Annotated in this window: 16 protein-coding genes; 12 read left to right on the top strand and 4 right to left on the bottom strand. The window is 46.8% G+C overall.

The genetic code is table 11. The annotated features are described in order from the left end of the window. The first annotated feature begins 273 nt into the window (after positions 1-273). The 11 genes from AADH33_RS10865 (at position 274) to tsf (ending at position 13819) form a co-directional block, all read left to right on the top strand. Positions 274-3699, top strand: coding sequence for an ATP-binding protein (locus AADH33_RS10865; protein ID WP_348548876.1), 3426 nt, complete (start codon positions 274-276; stop codon positions 3697-3699). Positions 3700-4033: 334 nt separating this feature from the next. Beyond that, the gene (locus tag AADH33_RS10860) at positions 4034-4846 is read left to right on the top strand and encodes a crotonase/enoyl-CoA hydratase family protein (protein ID WP_348548875.1); all 813 of its coding nucleotides are present in this window, start codon (positions 4034-4036) and stop codon (positions 4844-4846) included. A 301-nt stretch (positions 4847-5147) separates the two neighbouring features. Next, on the top strand, positions 5148-6407 hold the full coding sequence (locus tag AADH33_RS10855; RefSeq protein WP_348548874.1) for a multidrug effflux MFS transporter: 1260 nt from the start codon (positions 5148-5150) through the stop codon (positions 6405-6407). A 324-nt stretch (positions 6408-6731) separates the two neighbouring features. Then, a complete protein-coding gene (locus AADH33_RS10850; protein ID WP_348548873.1) occupies positions 6732-7607 on the top strand; it encodes a substrate-binding periplasmic protein in 876 nt (291 codons plus the stop codon). 12 nt (positions 7608-7619) lie between these two features. Beyond that, positions 7620-7988, top strand: a complete 369-nt coding sequence (locus AADH33_RS10845) for a hypothetical protein (protein WP_348548872.1) — start codon at positions 7620-7622, stop codon at positions 7986-7988. Next, entirely contained in the window at positions 7921-9870 is a 1950-nt protein-coding gene (locus AADH33_RS10840) for an ATP-binding protein (protein WP_348548871.1), read from the top strand. The genes AADH33_RS10845 and AADH33_RS10840 overlap by 68 nt, the downstream gene beginning before the upstream one ends. A gap of 59 nt (positions 9871-9929) precedes the next feature. Beyond that, positions 9930-10292, top strand: a complete 363-nt coding sequence (locus AADH33_RS10835) for a response regulator (protein ID WP_075102026.1) — start codon at positions 9930-9932, stop codon at positions 10290-10292. Between the two features lie 29 nt (positions 10293-10321). Then, positions 10322-10771, top strand: a complete 450-nt coding sequence (locus AADH33_RS10830) for a chemotaxis protein CheX (protein ID WP_075102027.1) — start codon at positions 10322-10324, stop codon at positions 10769-10771. Between the two features lie 39 nt (positions 10772-10810). Next, on the top strand, positions 10811-11260 hold the full coding sequence (locus tag AADH33_RS10825) for a chemotaxis protein CheX (RefSeq protein WP_083608603.1): 450 nt from the start codon (positions 10811-10813) through the stop codon (positions 11258-11260). A gap of 469 nt (positions 11261-11729) precedes the next feature. Further along, positions 11730-12509 carry a 30S ribosomal protein S2 gene (gene rpsB, locus AADH33_RS10820; protein ID WP_348548870.1) on the top strand — a complete coding sequence of 260 codons (780 nt, stop codon included), beginning with the start codon at positions 11730-11732 and terminating at the stop codon, positions 12507-12509. Positions 12510-12937: 428 nt separating this feature from the next. Continuing rightward, a complete protein-coding gene (gene tsf / locus AADH33_RS10815; protein ID WP_075102030.1) occupies positions 12938-13819 on the top strand; it encodes a translation elongation factor Ts in 882 nt (293 codons plus the stop codon). Positions 13820-13952: 133 nt separating this feature from the next. Here the strand turns inward: tsf and AADH33_RS10810 are convergent, their stop codons facing one another. The 4 genes from AADH33_RS10810 to hflX form a co-directional block, all read right to left on the bottom strand. After that, positions 13953-14780 (bottom strand): lytic transglycosylase domain-containing protein, encoded by an 828-nt coding sequence (locus AADH33_RS10810; protein ID WP_207969415.1) that lies wholly within the window; start codon positions 14778-14780, stop codon positions 13953-13955. A gap of 442 nt (positions 14781-15222) precedes the next feature. Then, positions 15223-15912, bottom strand: coding sequence for an LrgB family protein (locus AADH33_RS10805; RefSeq protein ID WP_348548869.1), 690 nt, complete (start codon positions 15910-15912; stop codon positions 15223-15225). A gap of 34 nt (positions 15913-15946) precedes the next feature. Next, positions 15947-16405, bottom strand: coding sequence for a CidA/LrgA family protein (locus tag AADH33_RS10800; RefSeq protein WP_348548868.1), 459 nt, complete (start codon positions 16403-16405; stop codon positions 15947-15949). 589 nt (positions 16406-16994) lie between these two features. Then, complete coding sequence (gene hflX, locus AADH33_RS10795; protein WP_348548867.1) at positions 16995-18437, bottom strand: ribosome rescue GTPase HflX; 1443 nt, start codon at positions 18435-18437, stop codon at positions 16995-16997. Between the two features lie 333 nt (positions 18438-18770). Between hflX and AADH33_RS10790 the strand changes: the two genes are divergently transcribed. After that, entirely contained in the window at positions 18771-19571 is an 801-nt protein-coding gene (locus AADH33_RS10790; RefSeq protein WP_100748926.1) for a lysophospholipid acyltransferase family protein, read from the top strand. Positions 19572-19609: the final 38 nt, after the last annotated feature.

The following is a 19609-nucleotide window of genomic DNA, read 5'->3' as shown; positions in this document are numbered from 1 at the left end:
GGTAGTTGAGACAAATACTGTTAAAATACTTGTATGATTCAGAGACGTTATGATGCAGCCACCACACTTATCGCCATGACTGATACCCAACGACTGATAGCTATAGCCAAGTGATAACGATAGCGCTATAGTACAGGACGCGATGGCGCAAAGTCGCTGTGATAAATCTAGCGTATGTCCTCCATTCAATTGATAGTCATCTTATCTTGTTTTTATCATTATTTTAAAATGAGGACACGCCCTAGCAAAACATTGAGATGAGAGCGAGCTTGCATGGCACACAAAAAACGTTTTGATACCAGTAGCGCCTATGGTCAGCTGATCATATTGGTGTTTTTGCCGATATGTATATTGGCCGCTGTCGGCGGTATTTTGGTGTTTCATGAGACCATGCGTGCCAGCGACTCTGAGCAAGAAGTGTTGGCCGAGGCGGTGTTGATTCGTTATACCCCAGAGATTGCAGATCTGATTCCTGAGCTGTTAGAGCAAGAGCGCCAGCAGGCGGGCAGTGCCTCCAAGGCTGCCGTCTCGACCCTAGAGGGCATTCGTGACAGGTTAGGCCGCATGCAGTCCGAGCAGCACGTGCAGCGCATCGCGATTGTTAATGAAGACAATAAGGTGCTGGCCACGGTCGGTTATGGGCTCAATGAGCCTTGGCCAATGATTGATGCTTCAGCGCAATTTATCTCGCAAAAGCCCACACCGATCGGCACCGCTTATGGCAGCGTGCTTGGTGAGTTTGAAGGGCAGCGGCTGTGGTTGCTCGTCGATATGGACAACGAGCCGCTTTATATCGCGCGTTATCGCATCGCCATGGCGCTGGTGATTACGGGGTTGTTTACCATCCTGATTTTGCTGTTGAGTTTAAACATTTACTCAAAACGCTGGATCGCACCGATTTATGAGCTGCGCTTGCAGTTGCAGCGCACTCACGTCGACAATTTATATCAGCCGATTCCGGTGGAGTCGGATGGCGAGCTAAACTTATTACAGCAAGATTTGGTCAATACCTTGCGCCGCTTGCACAGAAGCTTTCAAGACCTCAAAGACCATGCCGAGCAAACTGAGGACGATTTGCGTTTGGCGTTTGATGAGATGGAAATGCAAAACATCTCGATCAGAAACGCGCGTGATGCCGCCATCTCAACCAGCCAAGCCAAATCGGCGTTTTTGGCTAATATCAGCCACGAGCTACGCACCCCGCTCAACAGTATCGATGGTTTTATCAACCTGCTGGCGCGTCACGGCGAGCTAAATCCTGAACAAGATTTGTACGTACAGACCATTCGTAAATCCTCAGCGCATCTGCTGGCGCTGGTCAACGATGTCTTGGATTTTTCTAAAATCGAGGCGGGCAAGCTGGTGCTTGATCGTCATGAGTTCGATCTTTATGACACCATTTATGATGTGGTTGATATGCTCTCGCCAGTCGCCGCCGAAAAAGGCCTACGCATGGCAGTGCTGTTTTATAACGATGTGCCGATGCGTATCAATGGCGATGCCTTACGCCTCAAGCAAGTACTGACCAATATCGTTGGCAATGCGATTAAGTTTACCGACAGTGGTGATGTGGTGGTGCGGGTCAGCCTTGATGATCACCGTGATAATTATCTGATGATAAGTGTGCAAGACAGCGGTAAGGGCATCTCGCTTGCTGATCAAAAAATGCTGTTTCAAAGCTTTAGTCAAGGCGATCCTTCTATCACGCGTCAGTATGGCGGGACTGGGCTGGGTTTGGTCATCTCCAAGCAGCTGACGCGACTGATGGGCGGTGATATTGGGTTTTATGACAATGCGCAAGAAAACATTGCCAATCAAGGCGCGACGTTTTGGTTTCGCATGCCAGCGCACGTCGATGTGCTCGAGGCGGCGACAGGGCAGACCATTGAGCTGCCTGTGCTCGCGCCGCTTGCTAGCGAAACTGATGAGTTTAATGTGCTGGTGTGGATCAACCATCCAGCCTCGATACAAGTGCTCAAAGCCAGTCTGCAATATCTACCAATTCAGCTGACCCAAGCCAACTCATTGCCAGGTGTGCTTGAATCGTTAAAAGAGCATGGTAATTACTGGGACTGGGTTATCGTCGATGATGATACCCAAGACGATATGATGGCGCTATTAAAACAAATTCGTCTGCACTATCAGGGTAAGCTTGCTGTTTTTGGCTATCAAGTGGCCGCCGATCAGGCTCTGCTCAATCGTTATCATGCCAATATCTTATATGAGCCTTTGGATAAAAGGCAGCTGTATGCCATGCTCGATACACAAAATCGCCGCCAGCCAACGAGTCTGCAAGAGCCGCGCTGGAAAGGGGTGACGGTGTTGGCGGTGGATGATCATCTGCCCAATCTCTTGGTACTCGATGCGCTGCTTAGCGAGCTGGGTATTCATGTCGTCACCGCCAGTAGCGGCTTTGATGCGATAGAGATTATCAGTAAGCAGCAAACCAAAAATCTAAAAACTGCTAAAAGCCAAAAGCAAAGTCTGTCAAACAAAACCCAGCTCTCTAAAGCCGAAGCGCGAGATGACATGAGCAAAAAGTCAAACTCTGCGCTGTATGCAGAGGAGACGGTCAATGAAGATAAAGACACCCATAAAAACAACATCGACTTGATATTTATGGATATCCAAATGCCGCGTATGTCTGGGCATGAAGCGGCCAAGCAAATCCGCAGTATCGAAAGCGATGACAGTCACATTCCTATCATCGCCTTGACCGCGCATGGGCTGGCTGATGAGCGTGACAAGCTGATAGCCAGTGGTATCAACGACTATGTCGGTAAACCCATTAGTCAGCCGCAGTTGCTGCAAGTGCTACAAAAATGGCTGAGCCGCACCTCGACCACGCCGCAACTAACCGCGCTATCTGAAGCCAATCTACATGGACTGGGCTTGCAAGACACGGATGCGGCCTCTAGTCACATCGACGCATCAACAGACATCGACACGCAAACCTTCTCTGAATGGCCGCTGGGCGCGACGACCAGCACGTATCCTGTCAGTAAAAGCGAGCGCACTACCGATGCTAGCGAGCCGCCAAAAATAACGCGACCATTATCACTCAAAAAAATCCGTGATGACTATTTACGTGACAGTCAGCCGCGCGAAGACTATAGACGAGAGACACCGCGAGAGACTCAGCCGCGCTACGATAGCTTACGCTTACAAAAGCAAGGACAGGCACCGTTGCTGAGTCCGCCATCAGGGTCAATGGATCCTGCCAGCGAACCAAATACTGATCTAGCCGCGCGGCCGCAGGAGCAAAAGGATACAGCGATAGACAGCCCGCATTCAGAGATTTTGGACTGGCAAGATGCGCTGACTCGCTCAGCCAACAAGCCTGATCTGGCAGCCAAGCTGATTATCATGATGCTCGACACCATCAATGATGAAAAGCAAGCGTTGACTCAAGCCTGGGAGGCGCGCGACCGTAGTATGTTGGCGCAAATTGCCCATCGTATATTGGGCGGTAGCCGCTATACTGGCGTGCCGCAGCTGCGTCAGGCCAGCCAAGATTTAGAAGATAAGTGTTTGTTGAATATCCAGCATACCACGCCTGCGCAGTTTGCCATGCTCCAGCCTTATTACGAAGCGCTACTGACCGCATTAAATAATTTGCAAACGCTGGATTTGTCCGCCTATCCGCAGCTCAATTACCATCGTCTAAGCGAAAACGACATGACGTGGAAAATGATTTAGGAGTAGTGGTTTAGAAGTAGTGATGAAGTAACAGTGATTGAGAGGCAATAAAAAACGCAACTTCATGTTGCCATGCTCGTATGGTCGATCCACCATAAAATAAATACCGTGCGACTGGGAGTGATTTTACGCAGCATCTGTCTGCATCGCACAGCAAGCAAAGTTGATACCAGTCGCGTGCGAAAAATCACGTACTTCTTTTATTTGAGATTGACGATACAGTCTCGCTATAAAGTATCGTGGCAGTCAGTTATTGCTAAGGTAGGATATGGATAAGCCTGCTAACATTATCGCTATCAGTCTATCTTTTACCCATTCATAAATAAGGATCGTTATGAACGCCATTGCAACTTACCAATACGAAACGCTACAAGTGAGTGTCACTGATAATATACTCACTGTGACGCTAAATCGTCCGCACAAAAAAAACGCCATGAGCTTTAAGGTCGTAGAAGAGCTAATCGCTGTGGCAGGCCGAGTGAGCAAAGATAAGACAATACGAGCGGTCATCTTAAACGGTGCCGAAGGGACGTTTTGTGCTGGCATCGACTTGGGCGATTTGAACCATCCCAAAAATCAAGCGTTTGCAGTGTGGGAGCTGGTGAAGCCGTGGCAAAGCTCGTTTCAGCGTGTTTGCTTGATCTGGCGTGATGTGCCAGTACCGGTCATCGCGGTCTTAGAAGGCTACTGTATCGGCGCTGGGCTACAATTGGCGCTGGCGTGTGATGTACGCATCAGCCATCCTGAGTGTAAACTGTCTATCATGGAGGCCAAGTGGGGGCTGGTGCCAGACATGGGTCTGACGCAATCGGCGTATGGCGTGGTGCGAGAGGACGTGCTAAAAGAGCTGGCGATGACAGCACGCGTCGTCGATGCCAGTGAAGGCAAAGCGCTAGGTCTGGTCAGTCATTGCAGCGAGACGCCGCTTGAGCAAGCACAGCAGCTCGCCGCTGAGCTTGCCGAGCGCTCACCAGATGCGGTGCTCGCCAGTAAGCGTGTGATCAATGCCATGCATCATCAGCCTGCAACCACGCTCTATAAAGAAAAGATGTGGCAGCTAAAAATGATGCTGGGCCGCAATCGCAAGCTTGCACTGAGAAAAGCCAAACAAGCCAGCACCACCTTTGCCAAGCGACAGTTTCGCTAGTCTTCTATAATGAGTCATAAATCATAAGGGTTTACATCAGAGGTAGAAAAATTTAGACAGAGTCTTATGTTTTATATTGAGTGTTTTTAGTGGTTAAGGGTTGTTTTATTCGCGTTAGGCGTCTATTGCAATAGCGGTCAAAATCACGATATAACCACCATATAACATTGTCCGCTTGCATAGACGTTAGTAAATATGCACTATTGCTATAAGCTGCCATTTTATGACGGCAGCAAACCAAAAACGCTATCGTAAAACTATAAAATATAAAACAATAATCACTATATAATCTGGTCTAAATATGTCTGCTCCAAAATCCTCCCCACCTCCAAAACCCATCGCCGCCGAGCGCGTTCGCTCGGCTGACTTGCCCGTTGCTTGGATTATGATGCTTGGGCTGATCGTCGCGGTAGGGCCTTTATCCATCGATATGTATCTGCCAGCACTACCCTCGATGGCAGATGATTTTGGTGTGTCAACCGCCTTTATGGCCAACTCAGTCCCAGCGTATTTTTTGGGTCTGGTATTTGGTCAGTTGTTTTACGGTCCCTTTAGCGATCGCGTTGGTCGAGTCAAGCCGCTGTATATGGGCATGACGCTTTATGTGATTGCTTCTGTTATCTGTGCCACCACGGATAATGAGTATGTGTTGTTTGTCGGCCGTACCATGCAGGCTCTTGGTGCCTGCGTCGGGGCAGTGGTAACTCGAGCTGCGATTCGTGATCGGCTAACGGCTAAGCAAACCGCAAAAGCTTTTTCTATCATGATATTGGTGATGGGACTGGCACCGATACTCGCGCCGTCTTTGGGCGCACTGTTTTTACAGTTTTTTAATTGGCACTCTATCTTTTGGTTTTTGGCCGCCTTTGGGGTCCTCAACTTACTGCTCACCAAATTCTTCTTTTTTGAAACCCTTACCGAAGAAAACCGTAACGTACGCCCTGCCAGAGAAGTGCTGAGCCAATATTGGGACTTGTTAAAAGATCCCAGCTTTAACTACCCTGCGATCGGTGGCGGGCTGTTGATGGGTGCGATGTTTGTCTATATCAGCTCAGCTTCTGAATTAATCATGGACACTTATGGCGTCTCGGCCACGCATTTTGGCTGGTTGTTTGGAATGAATGCGGCAGGGTTTGTGGGTTTGACTCAGCTGAATCAGTGGTTGACCAATCGCTTTCGTATCTTGAGCATATTACGTTTCGGGGCGATGATGCAGGTGCTCTCTGCAGGCACGTTGTTTTTTGTCGGTATATTTTTAGGGACCGATGCTTGGTTGCCACTGGTGCTGGCGTGTATTTTCTTTTGTATTGCAGGCTTGGGATTGACCCAGCCAAACGCCTCGGCGATTGCGCTGGCTTTTCAAAAGCAGCGTGCGGGTATGGCAAGCGCGCTGCAAGGCTCGCTGATGTTTTCAGTGGGTATTTTTGGTGGTTTATTATTAAACTTATTCCCGCTTAATCCAGTGTTAAAAATCGGTATTGCTCTTTTTGTCCTGATGAGCTTGGGTGCGTTTTTAATCTGGCAGATAGATCGTAATTTAGACCTCGATGACGCAGAGTAGCGGCTGCAAGTTTTTGAGACACCCAATATTGGGTGTTTTTTTGTCTTAATAAAAGGGCTTTGATACATGGGCGTTACGCGTGGTTAATGTAGAGCCTGATGATTTTATAAGACACGCCTTATAATGACTGAGGTGTCATATTTAATCGTAGTTGATTGAAAATAAATAGTTTGTTGTTACCAAACAAATTTATCAGAAGTATTTCAATTAGAAAAAAATTAGTGTAGATTGTAACTTTATGTTTACACTGTGATACTTTTTGAAATTATAGATTGCTGTCCAGTGATGTTAAGACAATAAGCTTTGCGATTTTAAGGACAAAACATGATGCAGTTATATCGAGTATTGCCAGTTATATTAAGCGTTGGTTTATTTGGTTGTGGTAATTCTTCTACCACAGAAAATACCAATGCAGCTGGCACACCAGTGACGGAAAGCAAAGATAACTTTGTGAGCAGCTTGCCGGATACAGCACCGACACTAAAAGTAGCTACAACAGGTACGATGCCCCCTTTTTCATTGCAAGATGATTATGGAAATATGCAGGGTATTGATATTGACTCGATCCGTGCTATCGGTGAAGAGCAAGGGTTCAAAGTCGAGTTTTATAAAGAAACGTGGCAAAACATGTTTGATAGCGTGGAGTCAGGATCAAGGGATATCGCCATTTCAGGTATTTCATACAAGGATGATCGTAATACTCGTTACGGACTATCTAAGTCATATTTCTTTAACCCTTCTGCAATGATGTATGCAGAGAGAAAGCTCAATGCCAAAAGCTTACAAGATTTAAAGAATGTAAGAATCGGGGCAATGGAAGGTGCTAAACCTGTCGATCAGTTAAATGAACTAGGTGGGTATGAGGACAACCTGACCACTAACACAACTGCTTTTTTATTGTATGAAGATTTGGTTCAAGACAGGGTTGATGTAATTCTGCATGATATGCCTATTTTGCAGTACACAGCGAAAAATCATCCAGAATACGGCGTCACTATCGTTCCCTACGAAAGTGAAGACAATCCATCGGCGCAACAAGTCATACTGATGGCTAAAGGTAATAACGAGCTTATTAAAAATGTCAATGAAGGTATTACTAAGCTAAAAGAAAAAGGGACTTTTAAAGAGATTGAAGAAAAGTGGTTGGGTTCAACGGAGCCAGACACCAACAGTGAACCGACTTCTACTCAAGCGAATTAAGGATTTTCAAACATGGCCACCACACCAAATATCGACAATAAACGCTATCAAGGTCTGATCATCTCTATTGCACTGTTTTTATCACTCATCGGTGCCTTGCTAGCCTTTACCTTTTATACCTCCAGCCTCTTAGAAAGAAACACCGCTTTGATCGACCAGACCAACCAAGTCGCCAACAGTGCGCAGTCGGTCATCAAAGATCTTTTTGACTTAGATAACAGTTATGGTGAAGACACAAGCTCGCCGCATATTCAGCGAGTATTGAACCGTTTAGAAGAAAACACATCACTGATTACTAACTCTCTTTCTGCTATTGAGCAAGGCGGCAAGATCACTGACAGTACAGGCGAAAGTTATAATCTACACAGGCGAAAGTTATAATCTACCCAAGGTTGATGATAGTGCCCAAGCCAATATTGCCGCTGCCAAAGAGCAGTGGCAGGCACTTGAACCCAAAATTCAGACCTACCTAAAAGACGCTGATAACATCATGGTGCCGTCGGCAGATGACTTGACTCGAGCGGTTGAGCAAGCCAAAACCTCCAGTTTGCTGATCAACGACTCGCTAGATAATCTGACACGCGACGTATTTAGTAATGCAGAGCGCCAAGCCACCACCATTCGTCTGATTCAGGTGTTGGGTGTTGCGGCGATTTTTGCTTACTTTTTGATTTTCGTATTCTTCTTTGTGCGCCGCTTACGTGAGACCGATGCCGAAGCTGCTGCTGCGCGCCGCGAAACACAAGAAATTATGGAAACGGTCAATACTGGTCTATTCTTGCTAGATAAAGACCTAAAGATTGGTCAACAGCACTCTCGTGCCCTCAATGGCATCATCGGTGCTGACAATTTGGCAGGTGAGAACTTTACCAGTGTCTTACGTGGTCGTATCTCTGATAAAGACCTAAACACCACCAAGCAGTTTATCGAGCAGTTATACAACCCGCGCGTCAAAGAAAAGTTGGTGGATTCATTAAACCCTTTACATAAGGTAATGCTACATGACGCCGGCGAAAATAAAGGCGCTGATAGCCGCTTCTTGGATTTTAAATTCTCACGCGTTTATGACAAAAAAGACATCGCCCGTATTTTGGTCAACGTCAATGATGTCTCTGATGCCGTCTACCTAGAGCAGCGCTTAGAAAAAGAGCGCTCGCAAAATGACATGCAAATCGAGATGCTCACCACCATCTTAAATGTAAATCCTAAGATCATTAATGAGTTTATCGCCAACACTGATGCGCATATCAATAAGATGAACAACATCTTAAAAAATCCTGGTAGCTCACAATACGAGCTGGAAAACAAACTAAAAGCCATTTATCGCGAAATGCATAGTCTAAAAGGCGAAGCATCAGCGCTAAAACTGCACAGCTTTACCAAGATTGCCTCAGATGCCGAAGACAAGTTGCATGCCTTACAAAACCAAGGTCAGCTATCAGGTAATGACTTTTTGCCATTAGCCGTGCATTTAGATGATTTGTTGAGCTTGTCCAATACCATTGCAACGCTCGGTGAGCGTATCAATCGCTCGGAGCCTGCCGCTAGTAAACCCGCTACTGCCTCTACCACCGCATTAAGTGATGCCGTGGCACAGCAAAGCATAGCGCTTGCTGAGAGTACCGCACCCAAAAGCCAACCAACCAGTTTATCGATTGGTAACATCAGTTTGGATGGCGGTCAAGATATCGATTTGAGTGATAATGCAGCTGAAGACCAGCTGTCTTTTTATCGTGATTTTGCCAAAGATATTGCTGCAAGACAGGGCAAGCAAGTACAGCTCAACAGCCATACATTGACCCAAGTCAATATCCCAGAGCATCTGGCCAAGCCCATCAAAGAGATTGGTATCCAGCTGCTACGAAATGCCGTGGTGCACGGTGTCGAGGCACCAAGCGTCCGTCATTCGCTCGGTAAAGAAACAGCAGGCAAGATTGATCTAGAAGTACAAGACAACGGCCAAGAGGTCATGCTCATCGTGCAGGACGACGGTCAAGGCATCGATTACGACAGTATCCGTCATAAACTGGTGGCAGAAAACCACGTCGATAATGAAGCAGCAAGTCAGCTGACGCATAGCGACTTGCTCAAGCAGCTGTTTTCTTCAGGTTTCTCTACCAAAGAAGACGCTGATGAAGACGGTGGCCGCGGCGTGGGTTTGGATATCATCAAATCACTGGTCAAGGACTACGACGGCAAGCTGAATGTAAATAGTGAACGGGGCAAAATGACAAGATTTGTCATTACACTACCAAAAGCTTAATAAGAGACGTTAGGCATATTGTTCACCACAACGATGTGCCTCATTACAGGTAATAGGTTATGCATAAATTAATGATTGTTGATGATTCTAATATCATTAGAAACCGTATTCAGCGTGCGTATGACTCAGGTGAGTTTATGCTGGTCGCTACTGCGACCAGTGGTGTGCAGGCGCTAGAGAAGTTTAATATCCATCGTCCTGATGTGATCACCATGGATCTGACCATGCCGCAAATGGATGGTCTGGAGTGTATCGAAAAAATCATCGCCACGGATCCTGATGTCCGTATTTTAGTCGTATCTGCCTTGTCTGATAAAGCCACGGGGATTGAGGCGCTATCGCTTGGTGCCAGTGGGTTTTTGTGCAAGCCGTTTTCAGAAGAAGAGCTTGTAGAGTCTTTGCACGAGCTGGTGCAAGATTAATACCATTCAACGACTTGAGTAATGTCTATATGAAAGAACAAAAGCTACAGATTTTTTTAAACATCATTAGCAATTATTTTGATCAGTTTGGTGGAGAAGAGCTCGTCGCTGACACGCCGTATTTGCTAGAAAACAAACAGCCCAAAGTACATGACTACACTGGTGTGATTGGTATCTCTGGTGGTCAAAAAGGCGTGGTGTATTTTTCGGCGACTCACAAGTTGTTGTCCTCGCTACTAGATAGCATGGGCGAGACTGATAAAAGTGATGACAATTATATTGATCTAGCAGGCGAGGTTGCCAATACCATCGCAGGCAACGCCCGTACTGAGTTTGGCTCAGAGTTTCATATCTCGGTACCGTTTGTGTTTAAAGGAGCGCCCAAAAGTATCGTCTTACCAAACGATGAGCGTTCTTTTATTATCCCGATTACTTGGCATTCGCAAGTCGGTGAGATTGTGGTCTGTTTGCAGGACTGATGATCTCGCTATTACGTTCTAATACGGATGTTCGTTATTATGATTAAAGTAGAAAAATTGGGCGTATTTTTAAGTTCGATTAATGCGTTTTTTACGCAGATTGATGGGACAGAAGTAGACATCGATACGCCTTATTTAAATAACAATAAGACAGCAGTAGGCTATGACTACAGCGGCGTTATCAAAATCTCAGGTCCGCTACAAGGCTGCGTCTATGTCAGTGCGCCAAGCGCGATGCTGCGTGCGGTGGTTCAGGCGATGGGCGAGACCGACTCCTCTATTACGATGCTGAAGGATTTGCTCGGAGAGATGGCCAACACCATCTCTGGTAACGCTCGGACGGAGTTTGGGTCAGAGTTTATTATCTCGCCGCCGCACATCGTCGAGAGCGCGCCCAACGTATCGTATCTACCCAAAGATCGGCAAAGCTATATCACGCCCTTTACCTGGCGTGGTCACAAGGCCGTCATCGGTATCTGCATCACTTAATGACAATTAACTGATCAACGACAATCAACTGACAGCGCCTCGTTTATCGCTTTGCCTCGACGAAAAGCGACAAAAAAGCGACAACAGTAAAAAGCGATACAATGGTATCGCTTTTTTTTTGATACGACGATTTGAGGCGTGAGGCTCACGAGTTGTTAAATCGCGGTTTGTCCTCATAAAGCGCTGGAGGTTGTGAGGCGTTGTATGATAAAATACGGCGCAGCTATTTCTATAATTTGCTTTATAGGAGGGGTTTGAGTTTTTTGCTAAAACCCAACATGGCTTCTTTTTTACACCAACCAATGACACACACATCATGGCAAAAAATTGCTGGGTGTTTGGCGACTTGATTAATTTGCAAGATAGGGTCAGTGCCATGATTATAGGCACGACCTACAGGCAGATGCGTGTTGCTAGATAGGCAGTTTTTGTGATGTGGAGGCATAACCCAACCAACAGGATATTTCACATGGCTACAAACAACCCAACCAAAATCGAAATGCGCGACTTACTACAAGCCGGCGCTCACTTTGGTCACCAAACACGTTTTTGGAACCCAAAAATGGGTCCTTATATCTTTGGTGCACGTAACAAAATCCATATCATCAACCTAGAGCACACCGTAAAAGCGTTCAACGAAGCGTTGACTTACGTAAACGGCCTAGCTGCCAAGAAAAACAAAGTATTGTTTGTTGGTACCAAACGTGCCGCTAGCGGTATCATCCGTGAGCAAGCCCAGCGTGCTGGCATGCCATACGTCGACCATCGCTGGTTGGGTGGTATGTTGACCAACTGGAAAACACTACGTCAGTCAATCAACCGTCTAAAAGAGCTTGAGAAGCAATCAGAAGACGGTACTTTTGCTAAGTTGACCAAACGTGAAGCGCTTGAGCGTACTCGCGATATGGAAAAACTTGAGCGTTCACTAGGCGGTATCAAAGACATGGGCGGCCTACCTGACGCTATCTTTGTGGTAGACGTAGATCACGAAGCGATCGCTATCAAAGAAGCCAAAAACCTTGGTATCCCAGTAATCGGTATCGTTGATACCAACTCTAGCCCAGACAACGTTGACTACATCATCCCAGCTAACGATGATGCTATCCGTGCTGTGACTCTATACGTCACGTCTATGGCTGATGCGATCATCGCTGGTAAAGAATACGCACAGACTCAAGCGGGCGGCAAAGCTGAGCAAGCACCTGCCGAAGAAGCCAATGCAGAAGAAGCAGCAACGCCAGCTGAATAATTCGCTGCATTAAAAGTGTTACTTTGTAAGGATGTCTTGATAGCACCGCTAGCAGCATCCATATAAAGTCATTAATGATAAGCTCGTAGTAGGCATGATGCAGTTTTACTCGTCATGCCTTGTTGTTAAATAATAGCGCTGAAACCATGGCTATTACATAACGTGATGAAATGATGGCTGTCAAACGCCCTCAATCAACCACTGCTATTACATAAAATATATTAAATACATGCTGATGACATGATCGTCATCTATCATAAACTGGCCAAACGAGTATTATCGTTTATTCCAGTGGGTAGAGTCGCTCGATGTCATGATTTGTTTTTATTAATAAGCAGATAATACGAGCGTTTTTCTTAAGTCATCAGCAGCCTTGAGAAAAATAGACATTAAGCCCTCCTATACATAACTATACTAAGGTGACTCTTATGACAGAAGTAAAAGTATCTGCCAAAATGGTAAAAGAATTGCGCGACCGTACTGGTCTTGGCATGATGGAATGTAAAAAAGCCCTACAAGAAGCCAATGGTGATGTTGAAGTTGCCATCGATAACTTGCGTAAGTCTGGTCAAGCAAAAGCGGCCAAAAAAGCAGGTAACATCGCAGCTGACGGCGCTATCATCATCGCTCAAGGCGACAACAAAGCGTTTTTGTTAGAAGTAAACTGCCAAACTGACTTTGTGGCAAAAGACGCCAACTTTACTGCTTTTGCAGAAAAAGTAGCCAACATCGCGCTAGAAAATAACGTCACAGACGTTGCTGCTATCTCTGAGCTACCATATGGCGATGGCCAAACCGTTGAAGAAGCACGCGTGGCTTTGGTACAAAAAATCGGCGAAAACATTCAGGTGCGCCGTGTAGAAACTCTAGAAGGTGCCAACCTAGCATCATATCGCCACGGTCTACGTATCGGTGTTGTGGTATCGTATGAAGGCGGCAGCGAAGAGACTGGCAAAAACCTAGCGATGCATATCGCGGCGTTCAACCCTGTAGCAGTCGACGACGAAAGCGTTGATGCTGATGTGTTGGCTCGCGAAAAAGACATCATCGAAGCCAAAGCCAAAGAGTCTGGCAAGCCTGACAACATCGTTGAAAAAATGATCGAAGGTGGCCTACGTAAGTACCTAGACGAAGTAACACTACTACGTCAGCCATACGTCATGGACAACGACAAAAAAGTTGGCGATGTCCTAAAAGCGGAAGGCGTAAAAGTACTAAGCTTCAAACGTCTAGAAGTGGGTGAAGGTATCGAGAAAAAGCAAGAAGACTTCGCAGCTGAAGTTGCAGCGGCTCAAGCGGCTAGCAAGTAATATCCAAGTAACATCTCTGTGTACTTGCACTGATGAGGACGGTTAAGCCATTGGTTTTGCCGTCAGACACAAAAAAGCCCGTTACTCGATAACGGGCTTTTTTGTGTCTGAGCTTGACCCCTTTATGGACTTACTAGCGTAAGGCCTCGTAGGCAGATTTGATATAACTTGGGCTATTGCTATTACTGCTCGTGCCATAGCTGACATTTTGTAGCCCATTGTTTGTACTACTCATATTGACTTGATTGCTGGCATTGATACTGGCGTCAGACAGACCGGCGTCATTTTTGTATAAGCTATGATAGCGGCTCATCACTCTTTTGACATAGTTGCGCGTCTCTTTAAAAGGCGGGATGCCGCCGTATTTATCGACATTGCCTTCGCCTGCGTTATAGCCTGCCACAGCGTGCTCGACGTTGTTATTAAAACGGCGCATCAGCCAGGCGATGTATTTGGCTGAGCCTTCGATGTTGTCGGCAGGGTTCCAAGGATTACCCACATTAAATCGCCGTGCGGTAGCAGGCATCAGCTGCATCAGCCCTTGAGCGCCGACTGGTGAGCGAGCATTTGGATTAAAAGCCGACTCAGTATGCATCATGGCTTTCATCAAGGCAGGATCGACGCCATGACGTGCCGCGGACGCGCGAATATAGCTATCATAGGCGTTGCGACTGGCACTACTACTCGCCGGACTGCTGCCATAGCCATTGCTGCTGCCGTCATACATCTTAGAGTCTTTATAATAAGTGACTTTGACTTTTTTGGTGAACTTATCAAAGTTGCCACTGGGGCTAACGTTGGTCAAGAGCACCTGACCGCCTTGGTCTTTGTAGATATACATATTGCCCGCATGAGCACTCACACTCAAGCTTGAGATAGCAAGGATACTGGCAATACCAGTGATGGCATTTAATAAAAACGGAGACAAACAGCGAGTCTTGATGGTAGTCGTATTTATCATAGAGATATCACTTTTTATCGAGTAGTCGCAAATGACTGTCGCTGATGAGTCGGCCAGCTTATAAAGGCAAGTGCTTATTTTATTTGCTGTGTTTTGTCGCCAGCTATCTAGCAACAACCCTAACGTCTTGATGTTTTGTTAAGATCATTTGCAATAGATACAAAAAATAATAGTTGTTTACTATAACATATAATAACTTTTTGACGCATGGGATTGTCAAAATAATACGAAAAAGTGAGCGTTATTTTGTAAATAATACGAAATAAATCAATAGGCTATCATTTACAGTGTACGTATATCAGTACCAGCTCAGCTGCCGCAAGGCCTGATGGTGGTAGTAAGTGGCTATGATAAGTGAGTAGGAGCGGTGGGATAAGAGCAAGAGGATAAGAGCGGCCAATGCTTTGAGTTTGTCTTTAATTGATGAGAGGTCAGGGAGTAGCTATAACGTAACGGCACTAATGAATATCGGTACCCAAATCGCGGTGACCAGCCCATTGACTGCCAGTCCAAAAGCTGCATAGCGTCCGGCGGTATGACTGATCTGCCACGCTTCGACTGTACCAAAAGCGTGAGCGGCCAAGCCAAGTGCTAAGCCTTTGGCACGGTCATCATCGACACGGCGAAATAAAAAGCGCGCCAAAGTACCCCCAACGATACCTGAGACAATGATGATAAGGTTGGCCATCGCCAGCGGCGCTTTGATCAAATCCGCCACACTAAGACCGATAGGGGTGGTCACTGAGCGGGTGGCAAATGCCAGTATCGTCTCGTGACTGAGTGACAGCAGATAGGCGAGCGACATTGGCAGCAAAGCACCGACCACGCTTGCAATCATGACGATAAGGGTGAGTTTTTTGACAGGTAAGCCTTTAAAGTTCATGGCGGCGAGTGGCACTGCCAATAAAACCGTGACGTATCCTAAGAGATGGTCAAACACAGGCTTTGCGACGCTATAGTAGTGATTGTAGTCCCACTGCAGCACAAACAAAAACAGCAAAACCAGCGCTAAGGCCGTGATGACCATCGGTAGCCACGATAGCTTACGCGCTAAGATACGGGCAATGACGTGGGCGACCAAGGTCAATAATATCGCCGCAAGGGTTGCTGTCAATACGCTATCAAAAGTCATAAGTCTGCCTTGTTCATTCAGCTGAGCGCTGCCCTTATTGCTTGCTGGTGATGCTGCCGGTGTTGCCAGCTTGCGAGTCATTATCACTATTAGAGTTAGACTCAGAGTCTTGATTGAGCCAGCGATTGGCCAATAATGCTAACCCCCAAAGCGGTATCAAGGTGCTGATCAGCATCGTCAGCATCACACCCCACAGCTCGTCTCCTAAGGCAAATAACAATAAACCTGCACCAGCAGAAACGGGCAAAAAAGCAAAACCGCTATCAACCAATAACGTATTGCTGGCTTGAGTGAGCCAGCTAGGTAGGCCTTTTAGCAAACGCCACGCCATCAATACCACAAACATCGCCACCAAACCGACGATATTGGCCGCTTTTTCGATACCTGCCCATTGACAGACCAGCACCGCTGTTTCACGGACAAAAATAACCATCGCTAATGTTAATATCAGCGCCAGCCATAGCGGTAGGTTGGAGGAGTGAGTGGACTTCATAAGCAGTTTTGGCCAAATCGGAGATGGGTAGGCGCAGCGATAACGGTTGGCGCATGGCTATGGCAGCTGCATCCTTATAAGTACATTGTGTCGTTATGGTATTTTGTATATGGCATATCGTATAGGCGATTATATAGAGAGTCACGTAACTAATAAAGCCTATCGTCGTGACTAAATAAAAGAGAGATAAAGAGAGATAAGATAAAGAGATACACTGCATACACTCGCTAGACTGGTACAAATTTTTTTGCGTGCTGTGCTTGCGCCGACAGATGCTACGAAAAATTTATTTCAGTCTCGCTGTATCCTTTTTTTATGGACCTGACTATAGGTATAACCGCCCTAGTATCATCGCGCTATTCTGTCTTATGGTCTTATGGTCTTATGGTCTTATGGTCTTATGGTCTTATGGGAGATGATATTGTGAAAACAGGTTTTAGGAAAGGTGGCTTTAAGAGAGACAGCTTTAAGAGAGGTAATAAAAAACAGACGATATCAGCGATACCGTCTGTGTGTAGGGCTTTGTCTGTAGGCAGATCAAAGCGGTTTGCAAATAAAAGCTGAGCCGCCCACCGCCTGCTTTTATAAGTTATGAGTCAGGCAGGCTGCTTTTTTGAGGAGAAGACTGTGCTGTGTTTGTCTCAAACTCATCAAAGGCTTTTTCTTCGGCCGCAGTCAAGGTAGGCTCTATGTTGTCATCTGGCTTTTCAAACTCTTCAAGCGTCGGCATCAGTAGCGTCGCTTGCGCCAGCGGTAGGACATCTACAGGATCGAGATTGGCTTGTCCAAGCAGCTGTTTGAGCCGCTCGCTTGGCAAACGAATGGTTAGGCACTCGTGGCCTGTGTCATCATAGCTTTCTTCTAAGATGACGCCTAGCTCATACAAGGTGTTTTTAAATTGACCCGCGCCATAAGGCAACGTCAAATCAAAGGTGGTCAATGCGCCAGTGAGCAGCTGCTGTACGGCAAGCGACAGCGCTTCTATTCCGAGGTTTTCTTTTGATGAGACGTAGACGCGGTTTGGTTGGCCTTCGCTGGCATAACCAATATGAGCAGGCTCGCCTGTGATATCGATTTTGTTGTACACATTGAGCACGGGCACATCGTTATCAATTTCGGCCAAGACATTTTTTACCGCTTCGATTTGCTCGTGCATGTCTTCGCTAGAGGAGTCGATGACGTGCAGTAGCAAGTCCGCCTCTAGCGTCTCTTCTAGTGTCGCGTGAAACGACTCGACCAGCTCGTGCGGCAAATGACGCACAAAACCGACAGTATCGACCAGTACTACACGTCCCACACCTTGCCAGTCGAGGCGACGTAGCGTCGGGTCTAGGGTAGCAAACAGCTGGTCGGCGGCATAGATATTTTCGTCAACCAAGCGGTTAAACAGGGTCGATTTACCAGCGTTGGTATAGCCGACTAGCGAGATGGTCGGTACGTCAGATTTTTGTCGACGGGCGCGGCCTTGTGCGCGGGTTTGCCGGACTTTTTCGAGTTTGTTTTTGAGCTGATTGACTCGCGTTTGTAGTAAGCGGCGATCGGTCTCAAGCTGGGTCTCACCCGGCCCGCGCAGACCGATACCGCCTTTTTGCCGCTCCAAATGCGTCCAACCACGTACCAGCCGTGTCGATAAATGGTTGAGCTGCGCCAGCTCCACTTGTAGCTTGCCCTCATAAGTACGGGCGCGCTGAGCAAAAATATCCAAAATCAGTCCGGTGCGATCCAGCACGCGGCATTTGACCACCGACTCGATATTACGCTCCTGCGAGGGCGATAAGCTGTGATTAAAAAGAACAATGTCGGCGTCGTGCTCACGCACTAGCTCTGCAATCTCTTCTGCTTTGCCGCTACCCACAAAAAACTTGGCATCAGGTTTTAAACGTGAGCCTGTCACCAATGCCAAACGATCGGCGCCTGCTGAGTCTGCCAATAGCTCAAACTCGCTAAGATCGTCAGGGTCTTGGATTTGACGAATGTCTAAATGTACAATGATGGCACGCTCGCCACCTTCATGTCTTTCAAAATAATCCAAAGAATATCACCTATTTAATAAAGTAAATAAATCGCTACCATCTGTCTGTCAACTATCGAGGCGGCGTTCATATGACCTTTTATATGTGGTCTTATCTGTTGATATTAAAGCGTAACGACACAATTAGCGATAGATTTATGTTACACAGGTTTTTGTTTCCTAGCGCGAAGAGCGGCTGGTAAGTTAGCGCGTTTATAAACGGCTTTATTGCGCGTTTGTATAAAACTCGGCACTGACTCAGTGAACAGGCTATCACTGAGTCGCATAACTTTGCTATACTTAGCTCGTTTTTTTGTTGATATAAACAGCAGTTATTTAATCATGAGGGCGAAGATGAGCCAAGCTAAGTCAAACTTTTCACTCAGACAACAGCTAGGACGCGGCAAGCAAATCGCTGGTATGACCACAACGATGGTCGGCGGACTGCGGGCTGCTCAGCGTCTTGGTGCCTTTAAGCAGCCGCCACGCGAAAAGCTACCCCGTTATATTCAGGCGTTTTGTCGTAAGATGGCAGGCTCTTTTGGTGTCAAAGTTATCGAGGTCGAGCCAGTACAGCAGCATCATGGCCTGTGGGTGTCCAATCATGTGTCATGGATGGATATCCCTGTCGTGGGAACGGTAAGCCCCGCGTTTTTCTTATCCAAGGCGGAGATTGGTGAGTGGCCGGTGTTTGGTAAGTTGGCGCATGCTGCCGGCACGCTCTTTATTGAGCGCGGCTCCGGTGATGCAGGCTCAGTGGCCACGCAGATTGCTGAGTTTTTGACCAAAGGGTTTTCGGTTATCTTCTTCCCTGAAGCGACCACTACCGATGGCAAAAAAGTCAAGCGTATCCACGGTACCCTGCTACAAGCTGCGATAGACGCAGATGTCCCTGTGCGACCGATCCTTATCGCTTATGTCGACAAAGACGGCGCGCTCAGTGAGGCATTGCCGTATTATGGCAAGATCACCATGAAAGAGAGCTTAAAAAAGGTGCTAGATAGTAAAGACGTGACGGCTTATGTGCTACCATTAGAGCCGATAGACCCTAAAGGCTATAGCAAAAGCGAGCTGACCGACTTGCTGCAAAGAAAAATGCAAGAAGGGTTGGCCGATCTGCATGCGCGGGTACTGAGTGTGCCACCTAGTCAATAATCAGTTGAGCTGTACAGTCAAATGAAAAGTCGCTGAAT

It is taken from the genome of Psychrobacter sp. KFRI-CH2-11 (assembly GCF_038239325.1).
Lineage (GTDB): Bacteria > Pseudomonadota > Gammaproteobacteria > Pseudomonadales > Moraxellaceae > Psychrobacter > Psychrobacter celer.
Note: the sequence above shows the minus strand (reverse complement) of the source record. Positions and strands in the feature narration are given on the sequence as shown.

Coding starts and splice junctions, on each gene's coding strand:
- tsf (WP_075102030.1), top strand. CDS start 12,938: ATGACAGAAGTAAAAGTATCTGCCAAAATGGTAAAAGAATTGCGCGAC.
- AADH33_RS10835 (WP_075102026.1), top strand. CDS start 9,930: ATGCATAAATTAATGATTGTTGATGATTCTAATATCATTAGAAACCGT.
- AADH33_RS10865 (WP_348548876.1), top strand. CDS start 274: ATGGCACACAAAAAACGTTTTGATACCAGTAGCGCCTATGGTCAGCTG.
- AADH33_RS10860 (WP_348548875.1), top strand. CDS start 4,034: ATGAACGCCATTGCAACTTACCAATACGAAACGCTACAAGTGAGTGTC.
- AADH33_RS10805 (WP_348548869.1), bottom strand. CDS start 15,912: ATGACTTTTGATAGCGTATTGACAGCAACCCTTGCGGCGATATTATTG.
- AADH33_RS10825 (WP_083608603.1), top strand. CDS start 10,811: ATGATTAAAGTAGAAAAATTGGGCGTATTTTTAAGTTCGATTAATGCG.
- AADH33_RS10855 (WP_348548874.1), top strand. CDS start 5,148: ATGTCTGCTCCAAAATCCTCCCCACCTCCAAAACCCATCGCCGCCGAG.
- AADH33_RS10845 (WP_348548872.1), top strand. CDS start 7,620: ATGGCCACCACACCAAATATCGACAATAAACGCTATCAAGGTCTGATC.
- rpsB (WP_348548870.1), top strand. CDS start 11,730: ATGGCTACAAACAACCCAACCAAAATCGAAATGCGCGACTTACTACAA.
- AADH33_RS10790 (WP_100748926.1), top strand. CDS start 18,771: ATGAGCCAAGCTAAGTCAAACTTTTCACTCAGACAACAGCTAGGACGC.
- AADH33_RS10850 (WP_348548873.1), top strand. CDS start 6,732: ATGATGCAGTTATATCGAGTATTGCCAGTTATATTAAGCGTTGGTTTA.
- AADH33_RS10800 (WP_348548868.1), bottom strand. CDS start 16,405: ATGAAGTCCACTCACTCCTCCAACCTACCGCTATGGCTGGCGCTGATA.
- AADH33_RS10810 (WP_207969415.1), bottom strand. CDS start 14,780: ATGATAAATACGACTACCATCAAGACTCGCTGTTTGTCTCCGTTTTTA.
- AADH33_RS10830 (WP_075102027.1), top strand. CDS start 10,322: ATGAAAGAACAAAAGCTACAGATTTTTTTAAACATCATTAGCAATTAT.